Below are 19,830 nucleotides of genomic sequence, written 5' to 3'. Positions count from 1 at the left end.
GCCTACGGATGGGTGCGCGCCAGTTCCACCGACAGGGTCTTCAGGATCATGTTCAGCGCCGCCTTGGATGCGCGATAGCTGTGCCAGCCGCCCAGCCGGTTATCGCCGATTGAACCGACCCGCGCCGACAGGGCCGCGAACACCGCCCGCTCGTCGCGCGGCAGCAAGGGCAGGAAGTGACGCGCCGCCAAAGCCGGCCCCACGGCGTTGATCCGATAGTCGCGCATCAGATGCTCCGCCGACAACTCGCGCCAGCTCCGTTCGGGCGTCTGGCCGGAGTGCAGCACCCCCGGTCGCCACGATGACCAGGGTCGGGGCATGACCCTCGGCGATGCGCGCGGCGGCGACGGCCATGCTAGTCTCGTCCTCCAGATCCAGATAGCCGTGCGTCACGCCCTTGATGGGCGCCGCCGGCGTACGCGACAGGCCGTGCACCACGCGGTCGCCCGCCTGACCCAGCTGCTGCGCCAGCGCCCTCCCCACGCCGCCCGACACCCCCACGATGATCGCCGAACCCGTCCTCATGTCTTTCACCTTTCGCGCGCTCCTGTCGCCGGGAATACGCCGCTGAACCGTCTCTGGACCGATGACGCCCTACCCTCGCCATCCACGCGGGTTTAGGAAGCGGGCAGCCCCTCACGCCTGGACGACGCCCCCATGACCATCACCACCGTCGGCCTCGATGCCGACGACACCCTCTGGCACAACGAGACCATCTTCCGCCTGAGCCAGAAGCGCTTCGCCGAACTGCTGGCCGACCACGCCGAAGAGCCGGTGATGATGGGCCGCCTGGCCGAGGTCGAGCGCCGCAACCTGCGGCTCTACGGCTACGGCGTGAAGGGCTTCACCCTGTCGATGCTGGAGACGGCGATGGAGCTGTGCGACGGCTCGGCCCCGCCCCACATCGTGCGCGAGATCCTGGCCGCGGGCCGCGAGATGCTGACCCATCCGGTCGAGACCCTGCCCGGCGTCGACGAGGTGCTGGCCGAGCTGGCCGAGACCTACCGCCTGGTGCTGGTGACCAAGGGCGACCTGATGGACCAGGAGCGCAAGCTGGCCGCCTCGGGGCTGGGCGAACTGTTCGCCGCCGTCGAGATCGTCTCCGAGAAGGACCGCTCGACCTACGACCGCGTCTTCGCCCGCCATGGCTCGGGCGCGGCCGAGGCGGTGATGGCCGGCAACTCCATGAAGTCCGACGTCCTGCCCGCCATCGAGGCCGGGGCCTGGGCGGCGCACATCCCCTACCACGTCACCTGGGCCCACGAACTGGCCGACGCCCCCGAGGCCCACCCGCGCTACGTCAGCCTCAGCCGCATCGGCGAACTGCCCGACTGGATCGCCGCGATCGACGACAAGTAGGTCGCCACAAACCCCGCCCCCAAGAAATCGCCCGCGCCCCAATCTGGCCCTTGCCGACCGGCCCCACCCTCTCTAAACGGGCCGCTTAACCGACAACCCGGACGGATCGGCCGCGACAGCGCTCGCGCCCGGCCGTCTGCGCGCGTGGAGACCGCCGCCCTGACCAGCCACGAAGAGAAGGACGCCATGGTGCGCGCCGCGCTCGCAGAGCAAGGCGACAGCGGGATCACTCCGCGCCATACGTTGTTCTACTTCTACGGCGAGGAAGAGGCGCACGGCGACCTGTGCGAGGTGGCCCGCCGTGCGGGCTTCCTGACGCGGGGCCAGGGCGACATGACCGTCCTGGAGACGACGATGGCGGTCGACGAGGCGTCCTTCGCGCCTGTGTCGGCCATGATGCAAACCTGGGCCGCGGCCTTCCAGCTCGACTACGATGGCTGGGAGTGCGCGGTCGTGACGAACTGAGTAGACGCCGATGCCCAAGCGCACAGACATCCAGTCCATCCTGATCATCGGCGCCGGCCCGATCGTCATCGGCCAGGCCTGCGAGTTCGACTATTCCGGCGTCCAGGCCTGCAAGGCGCTGAAGGCCGAAGGCTACCGGGTCATCCTGGTCAACTCGAACCCGGCCACCATCATGACCGACCCGGAGGTGGCCGACGCCACCTATATCGAGCCGATCACGCCCGAGATGGTCGAGAAGATCATCGCCAAGGAGCGCCCCGACGCGCTGCTGCCGACCATGGGCGGCCAGACCGCGCTGAACACGGCCCTGGCCCTGAACGCCTCGGGCGCCCTGGCCAAATACGGGGTCGAGATGATCGGCGCCAAGGCCGAGGTCATCGACAAGGCCGAGGACCGTCAGAAGTTCCGCGACGCCATGGACAAGCTGGGCCTGGAATCGCCCCGCTCGCGCGCCATCCACCACATCGAGGAAGCCGACGACGCCCTGGCCTTCGTCGGCCTGCCCGCCATCATCCGCCCGTCGTTCACGCTCGCGGGCACCGGCGGCGGCATCGCCTACAACGTCGAGGAATTCCACGAGATCGTGGAGCGCGGCCTGGACCTGTCGCCGACCACCGAAGTGCTGATCGAGGAGTCGGTGCTGGGCTGGAAGGAATATGAGATGGAGGTCGTCCGCGATCATGCGGACAACTGCATCATCATCTGCTCGATCGAGAACATCGACCCGATGGGCGTCCACACCGGCGACAGCATCACCGTCGCCCCGGCCATGACCCTGACGGACAAGGAATATCAGATGATGCGCGCGGCCTCGATCGCCGTGCTGCGCGAGATCGGGGTCGAGACCGGCGGCTCGAACGTCCAGTTCGCCCTGAACCCGGCCGACGGCCGCATGGTCGTCATCGAGATGAACCCGCGCGTGTCGCGCTCCTCGGCCCTGGCGTCCAAGGCCACCGGCTTCCCGATCGCCAAGATCGCCGCCAAGCTGGCCGTCGGCTACACCCTGGACGAGCTGAAGAACGACATCACCATGGTTACCCCGGCCTCGTTCGAGCCGGCCATCGACTACGTCGTCACCAAGATCCCGCGCTTCGCCTTCGAGAAGTATCCGGGCTCCGAGCCGCACCTGACCACGGCCATGAAGTCGGTCGGCGAGGTCATGGCCATCGGCCGCACCTTCCAGGAATCCATGCAGAAGGCCCTGCGCGGCCTGGAGACCGGCCTGAACGGCTTCGACGAGATCGAGATCGACGGCGTGGCCGGCGCCGAGGACGACGCCTCGGTCCGCGCCGCCGTCGTGCGCGCGCTCGGCCAGCCGACGCCGGACCGCATCCGCGTCATCGCCCAGGCCTTCCGCCACGGCCTGACGGTCGAGGAGGTCCACGCCGCCTGCTCCTACGAGCCGTGGTTCCTGCGCCAGATCGCCGACATCGTCCGCACCGAGGGCCATGTCCGCGTCCAGGGCCTGCCGACCCAGGCGACCGACTTCCGCAAGCTGAAGGCCAAGGGCTTCTCCGACGCCCGCCTGGGCGCCCTGACCGGCAAGACCGAGGGCGAGGTCCGCAAGGCCCGCCGCGCGCTTGACGTGCGCCCGGTGTTCAAGCGCATCGACACCTGCGCCGCCGAGTTCGCCAGCGCCACCGCCTATATGTATTCGACCTATGAGACCGGCGCCCTGGGCCAGGTCCCGGCCTGCGAGGCCGAGGTGTCGGATCGCCGCAAGGCCGTCATCCTGGGCGGCGGTCCGAACCGCATCGGTCAGGGCATCGAGTTCGACTACTGCTGCGTGCACGCCGCCTTCGCTTTCGCCGACATCGACGTCGAGAGCATCATGGTCAACTGCAACCCCGAGACGGTTTCGACCGACTACGACACCTCCGACCGCCTGTATTTCGAGCCGCTGACGGCCGAGGACGTGCTGGAGCTGATCGACGTCGAACGCTCCAAGGGCGAGCTGATCGGCGTGGTCGTCCAGTTCGGCGGCCAGACCCCGCTGAAGCTGGCCCATGCGCTGCAGGAAGACGGCGTGCCGATCCTGGGCACCAGCGTCGACTCCATCGACCTGGCCGAGGACCGCGAGCGCTTCCAGCAGATGCTCCAGGCCATCGGCCTGCAGCAGCCGCCCAACGCCCTGGCCCGCTCGGCCGAGGAAGCGGCGCAAAAGGCCGAGGAAGTCGGCTATCCGGTCGTCCTGCGTCCGTCCTACGTCCTGGGCGGCCGCGGCATGATGATCGTCCACGACCGCGAGCAGCTGGACCGCTACGTCCATGAGGCCATGCGCGTCTCGGGCAGCGATCCCGTGCTGATCGACCACTATCTGAACCGCGCCACCGAAGTGGACGTCGACGCCCTGTGCGACGACGAGACCGTCTTCGTCGCCGGCGTGCTGGAGCATATCGAGGAAGCCGGCGTCCACTCGGGCGACAGCGCCTGCTCCATGCCGCCCTTCTCGCTCTCGCCCGCCACCGTGGCCGAGCTGAAGCGCCAGACCACCGCCATGGCCAAGGCCCTGAAGGTCCGCGGCCTGATGAACGTGCAGTTCGCCATCGAGGAGCCGCACAGCGAGAACCCGCGCATCTTCGTGCTGGAAGTGAACCCGCGCGCCAGCCGCACGGCGCCCTTCGTGGCCAAGACCATCGGCCAGCCGGTCGCCGCCATCGCCGCCAAGGTCATGGCCGGGGTTCCGCTGGCGTCCTTCGGCCTGGTCGACAAGGAACTGGACCACATCGCGGTCAAGGAAGCCGTCTTCCCCTTCGCCCGCTTCGCCGGGGTCGACACCATCCTGGGCCCGGAAATGCGCTCGACCGGAGAGGTCATGGGCCTGGACTGGAAGCGTGAGGGCGAGGCCGATCTGGCCCCCGCCTTCGCCCGCGCCTTCGCCAAGTCCCAGACCGGCGGCGGCACCATCCTGCCGACCGAAGGCACGGCCTTCGTCTCGGTCAAGGACGCCGACAAGCCCTTCATCGTCGAGGCGGTGAAGACGCTGCTGGCGCAAGGCTTCGCCGTCATCGCCACCGGCGGCACCCACGCCTATCTGACCGAGCAGGGCCTGGACGTCGGCCTGGTCAAGAAGGTGCTGGAAGGCCGCCCGAACATCGTCGACGCCATGAAGAACGGCGAGGTCCAGCTGGTCTTCAACACCACGGACGGCAAGCAGGCCCTGGCCGACAGCTTCTCCATCCGCCGCACGGCCCTGATGATGAAGATCCCCTACTACACCACCGCCGCCGGTTCGCTGGCCGCGGCCCAGGGCATCGCCGCCGTCCGCCACGGCGAAATGGATGTGCGCCCGATCCAGAGCTACAACTGAGCCTCGGCCCAGTCCTGAAACGGCCCCCGGCGTTCCGACGCCGGGGGCTTTTTCGTGGAGCCCTTCTCCCGCTCATCCCGGCGTCCGCCGGGATGAGCGGTAAGCCCTCGCCGACGCGCCCCGGCGCCGGAAACGCTTTCTCAGTCTTCACAGCGGCATCCTGCTCCCCCAAGCGCGAGCGACGCCATGCCCATGCCCCTCATCGACCTGATCCTGCTGCTCCTGCTGGCCGGAAACCTGATCGCCTTCCTGCTGTTCTGGCTGGACAAGGAACGGGCGCGGGCGGGCGGCTGGCGCATTTCGGAGAGCGCCCTGCTGCTGGCGGTTCTCTACGGCGGCTTCGGCGCCTGGATGGGTCAGCAATTCCTGCGTCACAAGACGCGCAAGGAGCCGTTCCGAAGCTGGCTTGGCGTTCTGTTGACCATCTATGTGCTCTGCCTTCTGGCCGCCGCCGCCTATGTCGTCTTGCCCGGCCTGGCCGCCTGGAGGCTATGATCTCGGCGGTTGCCGTCCCCGGAGAAAGGCATAAGCTCGGCCTGAGGGATCAGGGGAGCGACATGAAACGAGCGACGATCACGGCCGTTCTGGCGGCGGTTCTGGCGGCCGGCGCCGCGCCGGTCATGGCCCAAGGCGCGGGAAACGACGCCGGGCTGAAGGCGGCGGTCAAGGCGGACTACGACGCCAACCTCGGCGCCCTGTTCGACCACTTCCACCGCAATCCCGAGCTGTCGGGGCTGGAGGTCCAGACCGCCGCCCGCATGGCCCAGGAGCTGCGCGCCCTCGGCTATGAGGTCACGACCGGCGTCGGCGGCACCGGCGTGGTCGCGGTGCTGCGGAACGGCGCCGGCCCCACCGTCATGATCCGCGCCGATATGGACGGCCTGCCGGTCGAGGAGAAGTCGGGCCTGGCCAACGCCTCGACCGTGCGTCAGGTCGACAGCGACGGGGTGGAGAAGCCGGTCATGCACGCCTGCGGCCACGACGTCCACATCACCGCCCTGGTCGGCACGGCGCGCCAGATGCAGGCGCGCAAGGCCAACTGGTCGGGCACCCTGGTGCTGGTCGCCCAGCCGGCCGAGGAGCGCATCTTCGGCGCCCGCGCCATGGTCGAGGACGGCCTCTACTCCCGCTTCCCCAAGCCGGACTACGCCCTGGCCTTCCACGTCTCGGCCGACACCCCGACGGGCCGGATCGGGGTCCCGCTGGACATCACCTCCTCCAGTTCGGACAGCGTGGACATCGCCGTCCACGGGGTCGGCACCCACGGCGCCTCGCCCCACCTGGGGGTCGATCCCATCCTGGTCGCCTCGCACATCGTGGTGGCGCTGCAGTCCCTGCGCAGCCGCGAGACCAGCCCCCTGGAGGGCGCCGTGGTCACGGTCGGCGCCATTCGCGGCGGCATCAAGCACAACATCATCTCCGATCGCGTCGACCTGCAGCTGACCGTCCGCGCCGACAGCCCCGAGGTCCGCGCCCAGTTGCTGGACGGCATCGACCGCGTCGCCCGGAACACGGCCCTGGCGATGGGCGTGCCGGACGACAAGCTGCCGACCGTCGTGCGCTCCAAGCTCGAGAACACCCCGCCGACCATCAACGACGCCGAGACCGCAACGCGCGTGCGCGCCGCCCTGACGGCGGGCCTCGGCGAGGAGGTGCTGATCGACAAGCCGCGCGGCGGCATGGGCGCGGAGGACTTCGCCTATTTCGTCACTCCCGAAAGCGGGGTGAAGGGCGTCTATTTCCGTGTCGGCGGCACCCCCGCCGATCAGGCGGACAGCGCGCCCGGCCACCATTCGGGCCTGTTCCGCATCACCCCCGAGCCCGCCGTCACCCTGGGGATCGAGGGCTCGGTCCTGGCCGCCGAGGCGCTGATGCCGCGCGATTGAGGCCGCTCGTCACGCCCGCCCGTCACGACCCCGCGAGGCGGCGGCCGGGGCGGCCCGGCAGGCAACCCCCACTCCCCGCCGCCGTTAAGACGTCATGCGTCTGTCCGTTCTGCAACTGATCGCGGCCGTGTTCGCGGCCGTCTGTCTGGTCATCGCCTTCGTCGCCGCCGGAACGGCGGTGGTCTCCGGCGTCTTCATGCTCCTGGCCCTGGCCGCCCTGGGCTTCATCGCCTGGAGCGCCCTGAAGCGCGCCTTCGGCCGGAATCGCCCGGACCGATGACCCCGGCCAGGCCTCGGCGGCGCGACGTCGCGCCGCGCCCGAGCGCGGGCCGCATTTCGCCCGCCGCCGTTTCGCCACCTTGAGTTTGGGCGTCGGGCGCCTTACCTTCCTTGCCCGGTCACGTGACGCCCCCGTGGCCGCGGTGCACCGGAAACGTCTCTCATCTGTCTTCGGGCGTAGCAAGAAACTCACGACACAATGGAAAAAGTGCCGATGACGGCCGAGGGTTATCGCACCCTCGACGAGCAACTCAAGCAATTGAAGTCGGTGGAGCGGCCCAGCGTGATCGCCGCCATCGCCGAGGCGCGCGAGCATGGCGACCTGTCTGAAAACGCCGAATACCACGCCGCCAAGGAACGTCAGGGCTGGATCGAAGGCTCGATCGCCGAGATCGAGGACAAGCTGTCCCGCGCCCAGGTCATCGACGTGTCCAAGCTGTCGGGCGACCAGGTCAAGTTCGGCGCCACCGTCACCTTCGTGGACGAGGACACCGAGGAAGAAGGCGTCTATCAGATCGTCGGCGAACACGAGGCCGACGTGAAGCTGGGCAAGATCTCCATCGCCTCGCCGATCGCCCGCGCCCTGATTTCGAAAGAGGTCGGCGACGTGGTCGAGGTCAACACGCCCGGCGGCGTGAAGGCCTATGAGATCCTCAAGGTCGAGTGGAAGTAACACAAAGCCTCTCCCTCCCCGTCCCGGGGAGGGTGGCTGAGCCGCAGGCGAGGCCGGGTGGGGGCGGCTTGGCTATTCAAACGCCGCGTTCGTATCACCCGGCCCTCCCCACCCGGTCGCTGCGCGACCCCCCTCCCCGGGACGGGGAGGGAGAGGGGTGAGCGCCCCTCTGTCCATCTGGGTGGTCTCCGACGGCCGCACCGGCATCCAGAACCAGGCCCTGGGCCTGGCCGAGGCCGTCGCCCGCCTGACCCCCGCCGACGTTGACGTCAAACACGTCCGCTGGCGTCCCGCCTTCGACCGGCTGCCGTCGGCGCTCAAGACCCCCGCCATGCTGGCGCCGGGGTCGTTCGATCCGCGCACGGTCTCCGAATGGCCTGATCTGTGGATCGCCACGGGCCGCGCCAGCCTGCCCCTGTCGGCGCGCGTGCGCGACTGGAGCGGCGGCCGGACCTTCGTGGTCCAGACCCAGGACCCGCGCTGGAAGAATGACCGCTACGACCTGATCGTCGCCCCCGCCCACGACGGCCTCAGCGGCGCCAACGTCCTGTCGATCACCGGCAGCCCCCATCGCATCACGCCGCAGCGCCTGGCCGAGGCGGCGCCCGCCTTCGCCGCCCGCATCGCCCCCCTGCCCCGCCCGCGCGTGGCGGTCATGGTCGGCGGAGCCTCGGCCGCCTTCGACCTGCCGCCCGCCCACGCCGCCGACCTGGCCGAGCGCATCGCCGCCGCCGTAACGACCGCGGGCGGCTCCCTGCTGCTGACCTATTCGCGCCGCACGCCCGAGGCGGCCAAGGCGGCGATGACCTCGCGCCTGTCGGCCCTGCCCGGCTGGATCTGGGACGGGACCGGCGACAACCCCCTGTTCGCCATGCTGGACGCCGCCGACCACGTCCTGGTCACCGAGGACAGCGCCAATATGGCGACCGAGGCCGCCTCGACCGGCAAGCCGGTCCACATCCTGCCCATGATCGCCCGGAAGGCGCCGGGCAAGTTCGCTCGCCTGCACGCCGACCTCCAGGCGCGCGGCGCCGCCCGCCCCTTCGACGGGACGCTGGCGCCCTGGACCTACGCCCCGCTCAACGAGACCGAGCGCGCCGCCCGCGCCGTGCTGGAAGCAGTGCGGTCGCGCTAAACGCCCGCCTGCGCGACCTCCCTAATGGACGATGGAAACCCGCCTCCGGGCGATGAGGTGGCAAAAAGACGTCGCCGTCCCCATATGAAGAATTCAAACACAAGATTTCAGCCCGAATGCCCCGGCGGAGACGCCGGCTGACCGGCTGCGTCTTGGCACGCCCCCGGCTCGACCGCCGTCATTGGAGGACATCCGACTTGATCGAAGAAAACTTCATCCGTCTCTACGCCCATGACTTCAGCCAGATGGCCGGCCGAGCCGAGATGGGCGTGGATGTTGATGAAGCCGTGGCGCGGCGCGTTCGAGACGCCGAGGCGCACGCCAAGCTGATGGACCAGCGCAAGGGCAAGGGCCATCTGTCCGCCCTGGTCGCGCGTATTCGCGACGAGGCCGCTCTGTTCAACGGCCGCGTGATGCGCCATGGCGCCGACCCCGTCGAGGCGGCGGAGCGTCGTCGAGCCTTTCTGTCGAACGTCGCCGATACGCTGGAACGTCTCCGGTCGGCGCGTTCCTTGGAAACCGAGAACAAGGCCCTTGCCTGATTAGTGGACGGCGCGCGCCTGCGTGGGTCCGCCCACGCTGGCGCGGCCCTTCTTTCGGCCTATCCCTCGCTTGAAATGGCGAGGCGGCATCGCACTTGGGGGAATCAGGGCCTAAATAGGGGCATGACCACTCCTCGCACTGTCCGCGTCGCCATCATCGGGTCCGGCCCCGCCGGCTGGACCGCCGCCATCTACGCCGCCCGCGCGTCTCTGAACCCGGTGATGATCGCCGGCCTGCAGCCCGGCGGCCAGCTGACCATCACCACCGATGTCGAGAACTATCCCGGCTTCGCCGAGACCATCCAAGGTCCCTGGCTGATGGAGCAGATGCAGGCCCAGGCCATGCACGTCGGGACCGAGGTCCTGCACGACATCGTCGTCAAGGCCGACCTGTCGCAGCGCCCCTTCCGCCTGACGCTGGATTCGGGGACCGAGCTGCTGGCCGAGACGGTCATCATCTCCACCGGGGCCCAGGCCAAGTGGCTGGGCCTGGAGAGCGAGCAGAAATACCAGGGCTTCGGCGTCTCGGCCTGCGCCACCTGCGACGGCTTCTTCTACCGCGGCAAGCAGGTCGTGGTCGTCGGCGGCGGCAACACCGCCGTCGAGGAGGCCCTGTTCCTGACCAACTTCGCCGAGACCGTGACCGTCGTTCACCGCCGCGACGAGTTCCGCGCCGAGAAGATCCTGCAGGACCGCCTGTTCGCCCACCCCAAGATCAAGGTGGTGTGGGATTCCGCCGTCGACGAGATCCTGGGCGTCAGCGAGGCCGGCGCCTCCCACGTCACCGGGGTGCGCCTCAAGAACGTCAAGACCGGCGACCTGACCGAAATCCCCGCCGACGGCGTCTTCATCGCCATCGGCCACGCCCCCTCGTCCGAGCTGTTCAAGGGCCAGCTGGAGGTCAACTCCGGCGGCTATCTGCGCGTCAAGCCGGGCACGGCCTCGACCGCCATCGAGGGCGTCTTCGCCGCCGGCGACGTGACCGACGACGTCTATCGCCAGGCCGTCACCGCCGCCGGCATGGGCTGCATGGCCGCGCTTGAGGCCGCCCGCTTCCTCGCCGAGGAAGACCACAAGGCCGCCCACCACCCCATCAGCCACAAGGAAGCCGAGAAGATCGGCGCTTGGTGAGCGCTGGTCAGGGGGTCCGTTCTCGGGCGTGGACGCCAACGCCCGCTTTCGGCGCCGTCGGCCATGACTGCTTTCGACCCTCAACGGACTTTGGGCTGCCCCGCAGTTTGATAGACCTCAAAAAGGTGGGATGCGGACATTGCGGCGAAAAGGGCTTGCAGGTCACCTTCACCAACGACCTGCAAGTCGGCCGTGAAGCCGTCCCAAGTCAGCGCGATATCAATCGGCCCAAGTCGATATAGTCTCATTTCCTCTAGCGGATTTCCTACAGTTTGGAGTTTCTCGGCTCCAAACTCCAGCAACGCCCTCTCGACACCGTCTAGATCATCTCCGGCGTCATGGTCGGGGAGATTGATCGCGCCAGAACTGTCGCGGTGCATGATGCGAAGCGGTTTGCTCATATCAGCAGAATGCACATCAGGATGTCCGCTTGCCACCCCTAGCTGAAGTTGGGGGCGTCCGCTTCAGGCCTTCTGGCCAAGGTCCGGCTTCGGGCCAGATGCCTATGTCGCAAATCGACCCAAAGCAGCCCTTCCTAGCTACTCTTCCCACTCCACCGGGCCCCAAGGCTGTGCATCTGCCCAAGCTTTTGCTTCGGCTAGCGATGCAAACTCGCCACCCGTCGTTGCTCCAACCTCGTAGAGATAGCCGTCAGGTGTTTGCGGGATCGGCCTGCTTTGAACGAGACGTTCCTCATCATCGTATCGCGCGGACGCTTCGCCGACCGGCTTGGCGGTGATTTCAACGGGCCGTCGGACGTTTCCGTTATAGAGCCAGGAACCGGAAGCAACCGTTCTTCTCATGGCCTACCTCTAACCTCTAAGGTTTCCGCTAACCACCCTTAGCAGACGTTCAAACGGGCTGCTCCCCGGCCCGAGCGCGCCGTCGCGCGGGCGTCCGCCAGATCATCCCTGCGGCTTGCCAACCTCTTCGACGGCCATCGGCGTCACCCCGGCGGGGGGCGGGGCGGTCACGGCGGCGGTCGGCGTGGACGTCGCCTCATAGGCCTTCAGCCGTTCGTTGATGGCGGCGATCTCTTCCTTGTCGGCCTGACGGCGGCCGCCCAGGCTGGCGATGCCGACGACGCGGGTCTGGCCGTTGATCTCGACGGTGCGCAGTTGGTTCGGCGCGGCGCCGGCCAGGGCCTCCTCGACGCTGTCGGCGACGGTGGCCAATAGGACCCGGGGCCTGGCGAAGCGCGCCTCGTCAATGGACGGCTCATGGCCCGAGGGGCGGTCGACGAAGGCGGCGGTCTCTCCGGCCGCGCCCTTCCAGCGATAGAAGATATGCGCCCCCACCTGGGTGATCTTGGCCAGGGTCGGCGACCACCAGGGATGGACGTAGTCGGCGTGATAGTGGGTGGCCGTGCCCACGCGCGTCGCCACATGGCCGTTCAGCGCCCGCGCTGCGGCCCGCTCGGCCCGCTCCCAGGCCCAGCGCACCGGGCCGCGCGCCAGGGAGCCGTCGCAGGTGAAGCTGAACTGGCAGCCCGTGGTCCGCTCGGCGCCCTGATAGACGACGCCGCAGACGCTGTCGGGATAGTTGGGATCGCGCACCCGGTTCAGCACCACCTGAGCCACGCCCGCCTGGCCCTCGTCGGGCTCCAGGGCGGCCTCGTAATAGACGGCCTGGGTCAGGCAGCGCAGGGCGCGCTGGCGGTCCGCCGCGCTGGCTGGCCGAAAGACATAGGGCTGGGCCGGGCGCAGGGCCCCCAAGGCCACGGGCATGGCGGCGTTCAGTAGCTGGGCCGCAAGGCCGCTGGCGCCCTGGTCCAGGCTGGGCTTGCCGCCGAGCGTCAGGCTCTCCCAGCCGGGCGTCAGCCCATAGAGTTCGGGCAGGTTCAGCGCCGGGTCATGCCGTCGCGCCGTGGCCAGCTGGGCCGCGTCCAGACGCGCCATGACGGCCGCCATGCCCTGCGGCCCCAGGTCGCCGCCGGTCGTGCGAGCCACCGCCTCGACCGTACGGTCGATGTCGGGGCGGGGCGAGGAGCTGGCCGACATGGCCACCCCCATCGCCGCCAGGGTCACGGCCAGGGCCGCGGGCGCCGCGGCCAGGGCGCGGCGTCCGGTGATCCTCAGCGGCGGCAGGCGGCGGTGCGGCATGGGCTCCACGTGAGGGGTCGGTCGGGCGGCGCCCGCATCGGCGCCGGAGACGAAGCAAACGCTACTGGCGGCTCAATCCGGCGCTTTTCGGACGGCGATATTAACGTTCCGTGAGGAGAATCGCGACCCTCCTCGTCACGCCAGGCTCAGGCTCAGCGCTGGCCCAGGCTGGAGCGCAGCATCCAGGCGGCCTTTTCATGGGCGGCCAGACGCACGGTCATCAGGTCGACCGAGGCCTCGTCGCCCGCTTCGTCGGCGGCGTCGAGGGCGGCGCGGGCCGTGGCGATCAGCACGCCATGATCCTGGATCAGCTCCTTGAGCATCTCGGACGCCTCCTTCTCGGGATCGCCGTCCTTGATCGAGGTCAGGTTGGCGAAGGCTGAGGCGCTCTGCGGGGCCAGCTCGCCCAGGGCGCGGATGCGCTCGGCGATGTCGTCCAAGGCGGCCCAGATGTCATTGTACTGTTGTTCCAGCAGCTTGTGCAGGCTGAAGAACTCCGGCCCCCGCACGTTCCAGTGATAGCCGTGCGTCTTCTGATAGACGGCGAAGCTGTCAGCCAGGACCTTGGACAGTTCGCGCGCGACGGTCTCGCGCTCCTTGGCTTTCAGGCCGGTGTCGATGGCGGCGGTCATGGCTGCTCCTGTTGCGTGTGGCGAAGGTCCAGCCTTGCAGTTAGGTCTTTCCGCCCGACATCCAAGAGCCGGGCGGCGACCTGTCGCCGGAATCTTCGCTGCCGTAACGCTCGAGCCTCACCGGCGTTGCGCCAGCGGTCCTTCTCCCCTTGCGGGAGAAGGTGGCGGCCGCAGGCCGACGGATGAGGGGTTTTCTCCGAAGTCTGACGAAGGGGGGAAGCTGGCGTCCAGCAACCCCTCATCCGACCTCGCTCCGCTCGGCCACCTTTTCCCGCGAGGGGAGAAGGACGCAGCGTCTTAGCGCTGGCGCGCCTTGCGCGCGGCGTAGCGGGCGTCGCGCGCGGCCTTCTGCTCTTCCTTGGTCAGCTGCTTGCGCTCCTTGCGGGCGGCGCGCTTGGCGGCGTCGACCTCTTCCTGGGCGGCCATCTCGGCGGCCAGGCGGGCGGCGTCCTTCTCAGCCCGCTCGCGGCGGAGCTCGGCCTTGGCCAGTTCGTGCTGCTGGCGGATCGCCTCCTTCTCGGCGGCGCGCTTCGCGGCCAGCTTCTCGAACTCGGGGTCCTGGACCGCCGGCTTCGGCTTGAACCGGGCCAGCAGGGCTTGTTTGGCGTTCTTCTGGGCGGACAGGCGGTCGTTGAAGCCGGTGTTCTTGAGGTCGCGCATGCTGAGAGGCGGGTGTCCTTTAAGGGATTGAAACAGGGAAGCCCGCCGGGAATGGCGGCTGCCGGGCGTGCGGAACGCAGACGACCCGGCGCGCTGCCAAAGCCGAATTTCGGGGCGAAAGCAAGCGAAGCCCGTTCATACAGGCTGAATTCGACGAAATGATGCTCGTCGGACGCGGTTGGCCAGTCGCCGCCTCCAGGGCGGTCAGGCGATCAGACCCAGGCGTCTGAACTCAGTGCGGCTTCTGGGCGTGGCCGACCGCCGCCCCCGCGGCGCCGCCGACGGCCGCGCCGATCGGACCGGCCACCACGGCGCCGGCCACGGCGCCGGTCGCGGCCTTCTGTTCAATGGTGTGGCCGCACGCCGACAGGGCGAGGACGCCGCCCGCCGCAAGCATGAGGACGGGCAGGCGAGAGGCGAGACGGGACATAAGCAACTCCTTGAAATAGCACAGCTTGCAACGCTGGAATCGGCGGTTCGTTCCCATCTTGGGCGCAATGGCGCCACTCAAGACAAGCAGCAGGCCCGAATAGTTTAACCACGTCGGCGATCATAGAGCCTAAATCACCATTCAACATAGAAATACAGCAATCGCAAGCACAACTGAGCCACTTTCCCGACACATCATAAATATCGGCCTGTAATAACTCGCGACAAAATCCAGACTGCTGCAGAAATTGGGATTCTAGCGAATCGGACACATTGGAGCCATAAACGGATGGATAAAGGCCCGCCTTCAAGGGCTGGCTTCAGTCGGCCTTCCGCCCGGCCCCTTCGACGCGACGCGTATTTGTTGCGGGGCCCGGCGTCTCAAGGGGCGGCATTCTCGCCCTGCTGTACAGGACCGTGCCTTTGTCTTTCTCCTCGCAGACGCGTGCGCTGATGCACGCCGCCCGTTCCTTCCGCCTGCGCCCCTCGACGGCTGCGGCGGCCTTCGGCGGCGTCGTCGGACTCGCAGTCGGAGGGGCCTATCTGGGCGGCCTCGCCGCCCAGGCCTCGACCGTTCGCGCCCAGGCCGAGCGCCTGCAGGGCGCCGGCGCCGAGGGCTATACCCAGGAAGCGTTCGCCGCCGCCGCCGGCGGCCTGGACGCCAGCGCCCTGGCCATCGCCCAGCGCCATGATCCCTATTCCGTCGCCGGCTCGGCCCAGCGCGACCGCCAGGCGGAGCTGCTGACCGCCCGCCTCGACCAGCTTCAGGGCCAGGACGGCCTGCGTCGCAACGGCCTGACCAAGGTGACGGCCGCCCGCCCCTTCCGCTTCGACAGCGCCCTGGACCAGTCGCGCGACCTCGAATGCCTGACCCAGGCGGTCTATTACGAAGCGCGCGGCGAAGGCCGCGACGGCATGAAGGCCGTGGCCCAGGTGGTGCTGAACCGCGCCCGCCACCCGTCCTTCCCCAACACCGTCTGCGGCGTCGTCTTCCAGGGCGCCAACCGCAAGACCGGCTGCCAGTTCAGCTTCACCTGCAACGGGGCCATGCGCGGCGCCGTCAACCGCGCCTCGTGGAACCGGGCCCGCGACGTGGCGACCAAGGCCCTGTCGGGCCAGGTCTTCGCGCCGGTCGGCAACGCCACCCACTTCCACACCACCGGGGTGGCCCCCTCGTGGCGCAACAGCCTGATCCGCGTCAGCCAGGTCGGCGATCACCTGTTCTACCGCTTCGGCGGCCGCTCGGGGTCGAACCAGGCCTTCGCCTACAACCCGCGTCCCTCCAGCGCCGTCGAGACGCCGCGCCTGATCCAGGCCAGCCTCGATCCGGTCGAGACGGCCCGCAACGCCTCGGGCGCCGTGGCCTATACGGCCGTGCTGGCGCGCGAGGCCCTGACCTCGGGCAAGGCCGAGACCCGCGCCGCCGACGGGACCGCCCCCGTCATGGGCGCCGGGGCCTGATAATCACCGACGACTGAGCCTAATCCTCACCGGTCCTGGGTCTTCCAGTGGGTGGTGAGGTTCTGCTTCAGATTGCCGTAGCGGCCCTGCTGGCTCAGGTTGACGTCCGCGTCGCCGGGCTGGCCGGACTGCGTCCCGTCGGCCGCGTCGCGCCGGTCGGCGGCGCCCGCCTCCTTGATCGAGCGCGCGCCGTGATCGGCGAAGCTGCGCTGCTCCTTGGGCACATGAGGCGCCTTGCTCATGGGGTGATCCTTTCACGCCGGCCCCCGCGTCAAGGAAACGGCCCGCCGGCCGCCGCGTTCCCCTGATTTTCCGATCAGCGGTCGTCCAGACCGATGTCCAGCTGGGTGACCGAATGGGTCAGGGCGCCCACGGAGATGACGTCCACCCCCGTCGCGGCGATGCCCGCCACGGTCGTCAGGTTCACCCCGCCCGACGCCTCCAGCACCACCGGCCCGAAGGCGCCCGCGCGCACGCGGCGCACCGCCTCGGCCATGTCGTCCAGGCTGAAATTGTCCAGCATGATCACGTCGGGCCGCTCGGGCAGCACCTCGTCCAGCTGATCCAGGCCGTCGACCTCGACCTCGACCTTCATCAGGTGCGGGGCGAAGGCTTTGGCGCGGCGCACCGCCTCGCCCGCGCCGCCGCAGACGGCGACGTGGTTGTCCTTGATCAGGATGGCGTCATCCAGGCCGAAGCGATGGTTCAGCCCGCCGCCGCAGGCCACCGCGTGCTTCTCCAGCGCGCGCAGGCCCGGCGTCGTCTTGCGGGTGTCGGCGATGCGCGCCTTGGTCCCCGCCACCGCCTGCACATAGGTCCGCGTCAGGGTGGCGATGCCGCACATCCGGCCCAGCAGGTTCAGCGCCGTCCGCTCGGCCGCCAGCAGGGCGCGGGCGTTCGCCTCGACCGCGACCAGCACTGTCCCGGCCTCGAAGGCCTCGCCGTCGGCGACCTTGATCGTCACCGTCGCCTGGGGGTCGAGCGCGTGGACGGCGATCCTGACCACCGCTCCGCCCGCCATCACCCCGGCCTGACGCGCCGAAAAGACGGCGCTGAAGCGGGCGTCCTCGGGGATGCAGGCCTGCGCCGTTACGTCGCCCGTGCGCCCCAGGTCCTCGGCCAGGGCCAGGCGCACCACGGGCTCGATCAGCAGGTCCGGCAGGGTTCGGGTCACGGGAGAGTCCTTCGTCATTCAGATCACGGCGGCCAAGACGGCGAGCGTCGCCGCCTCGACCTTTTCGTCACGCACGGCCTCGGGCGCCCGGCGCATCCGCGTATGCACCGCCTGCGGCAGGCTGCCGGGGAAGTCCCGGCGATAATGGCCGCCCCGGCTCTCGCGCCGGTTCAGCGCCCCCTCCGCGACCAGACGCGCCGCCGTCAGGCACGCCGCCGTCGGGTGGGCCTTCGCCAGGTCGTCGATCAGGGCCAGCAGCGCCGTCAGCCCCGCCTCGTCCCGCACCACGCCCGCATAGCGCGTCATGGCGGCGCGCAAGGCCGCCAGCGCCTCGGGCGGCAGATCCGTCATCGCCTGCGCCGCCGCCAGCGGCCGCCGCTCGGGCTGGACCTCGGCCGCCGCCGCCCGGCCCGCGCGTCGCCCGAAGGCGCCCGCCTCCAGCAGGGAGTTGGACGCCAGCCGGTTGGCCCCATGCACACCCGTCGCCGCGCATTCGCCGATCGCAAAAAGGCCGGGGACGGTCGTGCGTCCCTCGTCGTCGGCGACGATCCCGCCCATGTGATAGTGGGCCGCCGCCGCCACCGGGATGGGGCTGACGCGCGGGTCCAGCCCCGCGCGCATGCAGGCGGCGAAGACGGCCGGGAACTCATGCGGAAAGGCCTCGCCCACCGCCTTCGTCGCGTCCAGGAAGGCGCCGCGCCCCTCGATGCGCGCCGCGTGCACCGCGCGCGCCACGATGTCCCGGGGCGCCAGGTCGGCGCCGGCATGTTCGCCCAGCAGGAAGGCCCCGCTGCCGTCGACCAGCCGCGCCCCCTCGCCGCGCAGCGCCTCGGTCGCCAGCGGCGCCGGGTCCAATCCCACGTCGATGGCCGTCGGGTGGAACTGCACGAACTCGGGGTCCAGAATCTCGGCTCCCGCCTGATACGCCAGGGCCAGCCCCTCGCCGCGCAGGGCGGAGGGGTTGGTCGTCACCTCGAACAGGCCGCCGATACCGCCGGTGGCCAGCACCACGGCCGGGGCGAAGACTTCGTCCAATCGGCCGCCGCGCCGCTCGATCACCGCGCCGCGCACCCGGCCGTCGACGTCGCGGATCAGGCCGCGCAGCCGCCCGTCCTCCCAGATGGTGATCGCCTTCACCGCCCGCGCGGCGGCGACCACGGCCGACAGGATGGCCCGCCCGGCGCCGTCGCCGCCGACCCGCGCCACGCGCGGCAGGCTGTGCGCCGCCTCCAGGCTGACGGAGAAGCCGCCGTCGGCCTCGCGGTCGAAGGGCGCGCCCAGCGCCGCAAGCCACTCGACCGTCTCGCGGCCGCGTATCGTCAGGGCGCGCGCCGCGACCGGCTCGACCAGCCCCGCGCCCGCGCCCTCGGTGTCCTTCGCATGAAGCGCCGCGCTGTCGGTCGGCGACAGGGCCGCCGCCATCCCGCCCTGCGCCCAGGCCGAGGCGCAGGCGTTCAGCAGGGGCTCGGGCGTGACCACCAGCACCTGGCCGTTCGGGCCCAGGGCGTCCGCCGCCTCCAGCGCCGCCGACAGTCCCGCCAGCCCGCCGCCGATAATCAGCGGCCCGTCATGACGGATGCGCGCCATCGGCCTAGCGGCCTCCCACTCCGAAGAAGCGCAGACCCATCTCGAGGGCCGGCTCGACCGCCCCGCCCGTCAGCGGCAGCAGGGCGCCGATCGCCGCCGCGGCGCAGACCGCCGCCGTCAACAGGTAGAGCGCCAGGCTGCGTCCCGCCTCGGGCCAACTCAGCCGCCCCCAGGCCGTCCGCCACACGCCGCGCTTCAGGTGGCCGATTACCGCCAGCCCCAGGAAGACCGCCAGGATCAGCCGCCCGGTCGACAGTCCCCACCACACGGCCAGGCCGCCGACGGCCAGCAGGGCGACCTGCTCCAGCCGCGGATGCACCCGCGTCAGCACCGGCCCCAGGGCCTTGGACCCGTCCAGCGGCGGCGCCGGCAGCAGGTTGAGCAGGTTGATCATGGCGATGAAGAAGGCGCCCATCAGCCAGGCGTCCCCGCCCGTCGCGGCCCACAGGCCGACGAAAGGCAGCATGGCCAGAAGGCCGAACGCCGGCCCCGCCAGCGACACCAGCACCCCGTGCCATTCGCTCTTCGGCTCGCGCTGGCCCTTCGCCAGCCCGCCCAGGAAGGGGATGACGTAGATGCGCGCCGGCCCCATGCCGACCCGGTTCATCGCCAGCACATGACCGTATTCATGCACGAACAGGCCGAACAGGACGGCCACCGCCACCACCCAGCTGCCGGTCACCAGCCACAGGAATCCCGCCATCAGCAGGGTCGAGACCACCGCCCAGACCGGGTGCTGGCCTTTGTCCTCGCGCGGCGCGGCGCGCGGTCCGCTCAAGCGGCGGGCGGGGTCCGGCGCGGGCGCCGACCCGTCGCGCGAGCCCCAAGGCCCCTCGGCGCTCATTGTCCTTCTCCCCTCGTGGGAGAAGGTGGGGCGCGCAGCGCCTCGGATGAGGGGGCGGCCGGATAAAGGCTCAACGTCATGGGCTTGGCGAACCTCCCCCTCATCCGTCCGGCTCCGCCGGCCACCTTCTCCCACGAGGGGAGAAGGACAGCAGCGCCCGC

21 protein-coding genes are annotated in these 19,830 nt (G+C 69.8%); 11 read left to right on the top strand and 10 right to left on the bottom strand.

The features are described 5' to 3' along the window. Window positions 1-2 precede the first annotated feature (2 nt). Window positions 3-287 carry an SDR family NAD(P)-dependent oxidoreductase gene (locus D8I30_RS14720; RefSeq protein ID WP_240387172.1) on the bottom strand — a complete coding sequence of 95 codons (285 nt, stop codon included), beginning with the start codon at window positions 285-287 and terminating at the stop codon, window positions 3-5. Window positions 288-657: 370 nt separating this feature from the next. Between D8I30_RS14720 and D8I30_RS07455 the strand changes: the two genes are divergently transcribed. From D8I30_RS07455 to trxB, 10 genes are all read left to right on the top strand, one after another. Next, entirely contained in the window at window positions 658-1,359 is a 702-nt protein-coding gene (locus D8I30_RS07455) for an HAD family hydrolase (protein ID WP_121482183.1), read from the top strand. A 144-nt stretch (window positions 1,360-1,503) separates the two neighbouring features. Next, complete coding sequence (locus D8I30_RS07450; RefSeq protein WP_121482182.1) at window positions 1,504-1,824, top strand: ribonuclease E inhibitor RraB; 321 nt, start codon at window positions 1,504-1,506, stop codon at window positions 1,822-1,824. 10 nt (window positions 1,825-1,834) lie between these two features. Further along, the gene (carB, locus tag D8I30_RS07445; RefSeq protein WP_121482181.1) at window positions 1,835-5,134 is read left to right on the top strand and encodes a carbamoyl-phosphate synthase large subunit; all 3,300 of its coding nucleotides are present in this window, start codon (window positions 1,835-1,837) and stop codon (window positions 5,132-5,134) included. 186 nt (window positions 5,135-5,320) lie between these two features. Beyond that, on the top strand, window positions 5,321-5,629 hold the full coding sequence (locus tag D8I30_RS07440) for a DUF1294 domain-containing protein (protein WP_121482180.1): 309 nt from the start codon (window positions 5,321-5,323) through the stop codon (window positions 5,627-5,629). Between the two features lie 62 nt (window positions 5,630-5,691). Then, window positions 5,692-7,020 (top strand): amidohydrolase, encoded by a 1,329-nt coding sequence (locus D8I30_RS07435; protein WP_121482179.1) that lies wholly within the window; start codon window positions 5,692-5,694, stop codon window positions 7,018-7,020. A gap of 94 nt (window positions 7,021-7,114) precedes the next feature. After that, entirely contained in the window at window positions 7,115-7,300 is a 186-nt protein-coding gene (locus tag D8I30_RS07430; RefSeq protein WP_121482178.1) for a hypothetical protein, read from the top strand. Window positions 7,301-7,498: 198 nt separating this feature from the next. After that, window positions 7,499-7,972 carry a transcription elongation factor GreA gene (gene greA / locus D8I30_RS07425; protein WP_121482177.1) on the top strand — a complete coding sequence of 158 codons (474 nt, stop codon included), beginning with the start codon at window positions 7,499-7,501 and terminating at the stop codon, window positions 7,970-7,972. A gap of 157 nt (window positions 7,973-8,129) precedes the next feature. After that, the gene (locus tag D8I30_RS07420) at window positions 8,130-9,107 is read left to right on the top strand and encodes a mitochondrial fission ELM1 family protein (RefSeq protein WP_121482176.1); all 978 of its coding nucleotides are present in this window, start codon (window positions 8,130-8,132) and stop codon (window positions 9,105-9,107) included. A gap of 197 nt (window positions 9,108-9,304) precedes the next feature. Continuing rightward, a complete protein-coding gene (locus tag D8I30_RS07415; RefSeq protein ID WP_121482175.1) occupies window positions 9,305-9,649 on the top strand; it encodes a hypothetical protein in 345 nt (114 codons plus the stop codon). A gap of 123 nt (window positions 9,650-9,772) precedes the next feature. After that, window positions 9,773-10,780, top strand: a complete 1,008-nt coding sequence (gene trxB, locus D8I30_RS07410) for a thioredoxin-disulfide reductase (protein WP_121482174.1) — start codon at window positions 9,773-9,775, stop codon at window positions 10,778-10,780. A gap of 80 nt (window positions 10,781-10,860) precedes the next feature. Here the strand turns inward: trxB and D8I30_RS14400 are convergent, their stop codons facing one another. The 5 genes from D8I30_RS14400 to D8I30_RS07390 all read right to left on the bottom strand — a co-directional run bounded on the left by D8I30_RS14400 (window position 10,861) and on the right by D8I30_RS07390 (window position 14,604). Beyond that, the gene (locus tag D8I30_RS14400; RefSeq protein ID WP_162938832.1) at window positions 10,861-11,181 is read right to left on the bottom strand and encodes a hypothetical protein; all 321 of its coding nucleotides are present in this window, start codon (window positions 11,179-11,181) and stop codon (window positions 10,861-10,863) included. Window positions 11,182-11,685: 504 nt separating this feature from the next. Continuing rightward, window positions 11,686-12,882, bottom strand: coding sequence for a cell wall hydrolase (locus D8I30_RS07405; protein WP_121482173.1), 1,197 nt, complete (start codon window positions 12,880-12,882; stop codon window positions 11,686-11,688). 152 nt (window positions 12,883-13,034) lie between these two features. Then, a complete protein-coding gene (locus D8I30_RS07400; protein ID WP_121482172.1) occupies window positions 13,035-13,514 on the bottom strand; it encodes a Dps family protein in 480 nt (159 codons plus the stop codon). Between the two features lie 297 nt (window positions 13,515-13,811). Continuing rightward, window positions 13,812-14,174 carry a DUF6481 family protein gene (locus D8I30_RS07395; RefSeq protein ID WP_121482171.1) on the bottom strand — a complete coding sequence of 121 codons (363 nt, stop codon included), beginning with the start codon at window positions 14,172-14,174 and terminating at the stop codon, window positions 13,812-13,814. A 232-nt stretch (window positions 14,175-14,406) separates the two neighbouring features. Further along, complete coding sequence (locus D8I30_RS07390; protein WP_121482170.1) at window positions 14,407-14,604, bottom strand: hypothetical protein; 198 nt, start codon at window positions 14,602-14,604, stop codon at window positions 14,407-14,409. A gap of 452 nt (window positions 14,605-15,056) precedes the next feature. Between D8I30_RS07390 and D8I30_RS07385 the strand changes: the two genes are divergently transcribed. Next, window positions 15,057-16,064 carry a cell wall hydrolase gene (locus D8I30_RS07385; protein ID WP_121482169.1) on the top strand — a complete coding sequence of 336 codons (1,008 nt, stop codon included), beginning with the start codon at window positions 15,057-15,059 and terminating at the stop codon, window positions 16,062-16,064. A gap of 26 nt (window positions 16,065-16,090) precedes the next feature. Here D8I30_RS07385 and D8I30_RS07380 read toward each other — a convergent pair whose 3' ends face one another. The 4 genes from D8I30_RS07380 to D8I30_RS07365 form a co-directional block, all read right to left on the bottom strand. Further along, window positions 16,091-16,306, bottom strand: coding sequence for a hypothetical protein (locus D8I30_RS07380; RefSeq protein ID WP_121482168.1), 216 nt, complete (start codon window positions 16,304-16,306; stop codon window positions 16,091-16,093). A 74-nt stretch (window positions 16,307-16,380) separates the two neighbouring features. Next, window positions 16,381-17,256, bottom strand: a complete 876-nt coding sequence (nadC, locus tag D8I30_RS07375) for a carboxylating nicotinate-nucleotide diphosphorylase (protein ID WP_121482167.1) — start codon at window positions 17,254-17,256, stop codon at window positions 16,381-16,383. After that, a complete protein-coding gene (locus D8I30_RS07370) occupies window positions 17,257-18,825 on the bottom strand; it encodes an L-aspartate oxidase (RefSeq protein WP_121482166.1) in 1,569 nt (522 codons plus the stop codon). Between the two features lie 4 nt (window positions 18,826-18,829). Next, a complete protein-coding gene (locus D8I30_RS07365) occupies window positions 18,830-19,669 on the bottom strand; it encodes a metalloprotease (protein ID WP_121482165.1) in 840 nt (279 codons plus the stop codon). Window positions 19,670-19,830: the final 161 nt, after the last annotated feature.

The sequence above is a fragment of the Brevundimonas naejangsanensis genome, assembly GCF_003627995.1.
Lineage (GTDB): Bacteria > Pseudomonadota > Alphaproteobacteria > Caulobacterales > Caulobacteraceae > Brevundimonas > Brevundimonas naejangsanensis_B.
Note: the sequence above shows the minus strand (reverse complement) of the source record. Positions and strands in the feature narration are given on the sequence as shown.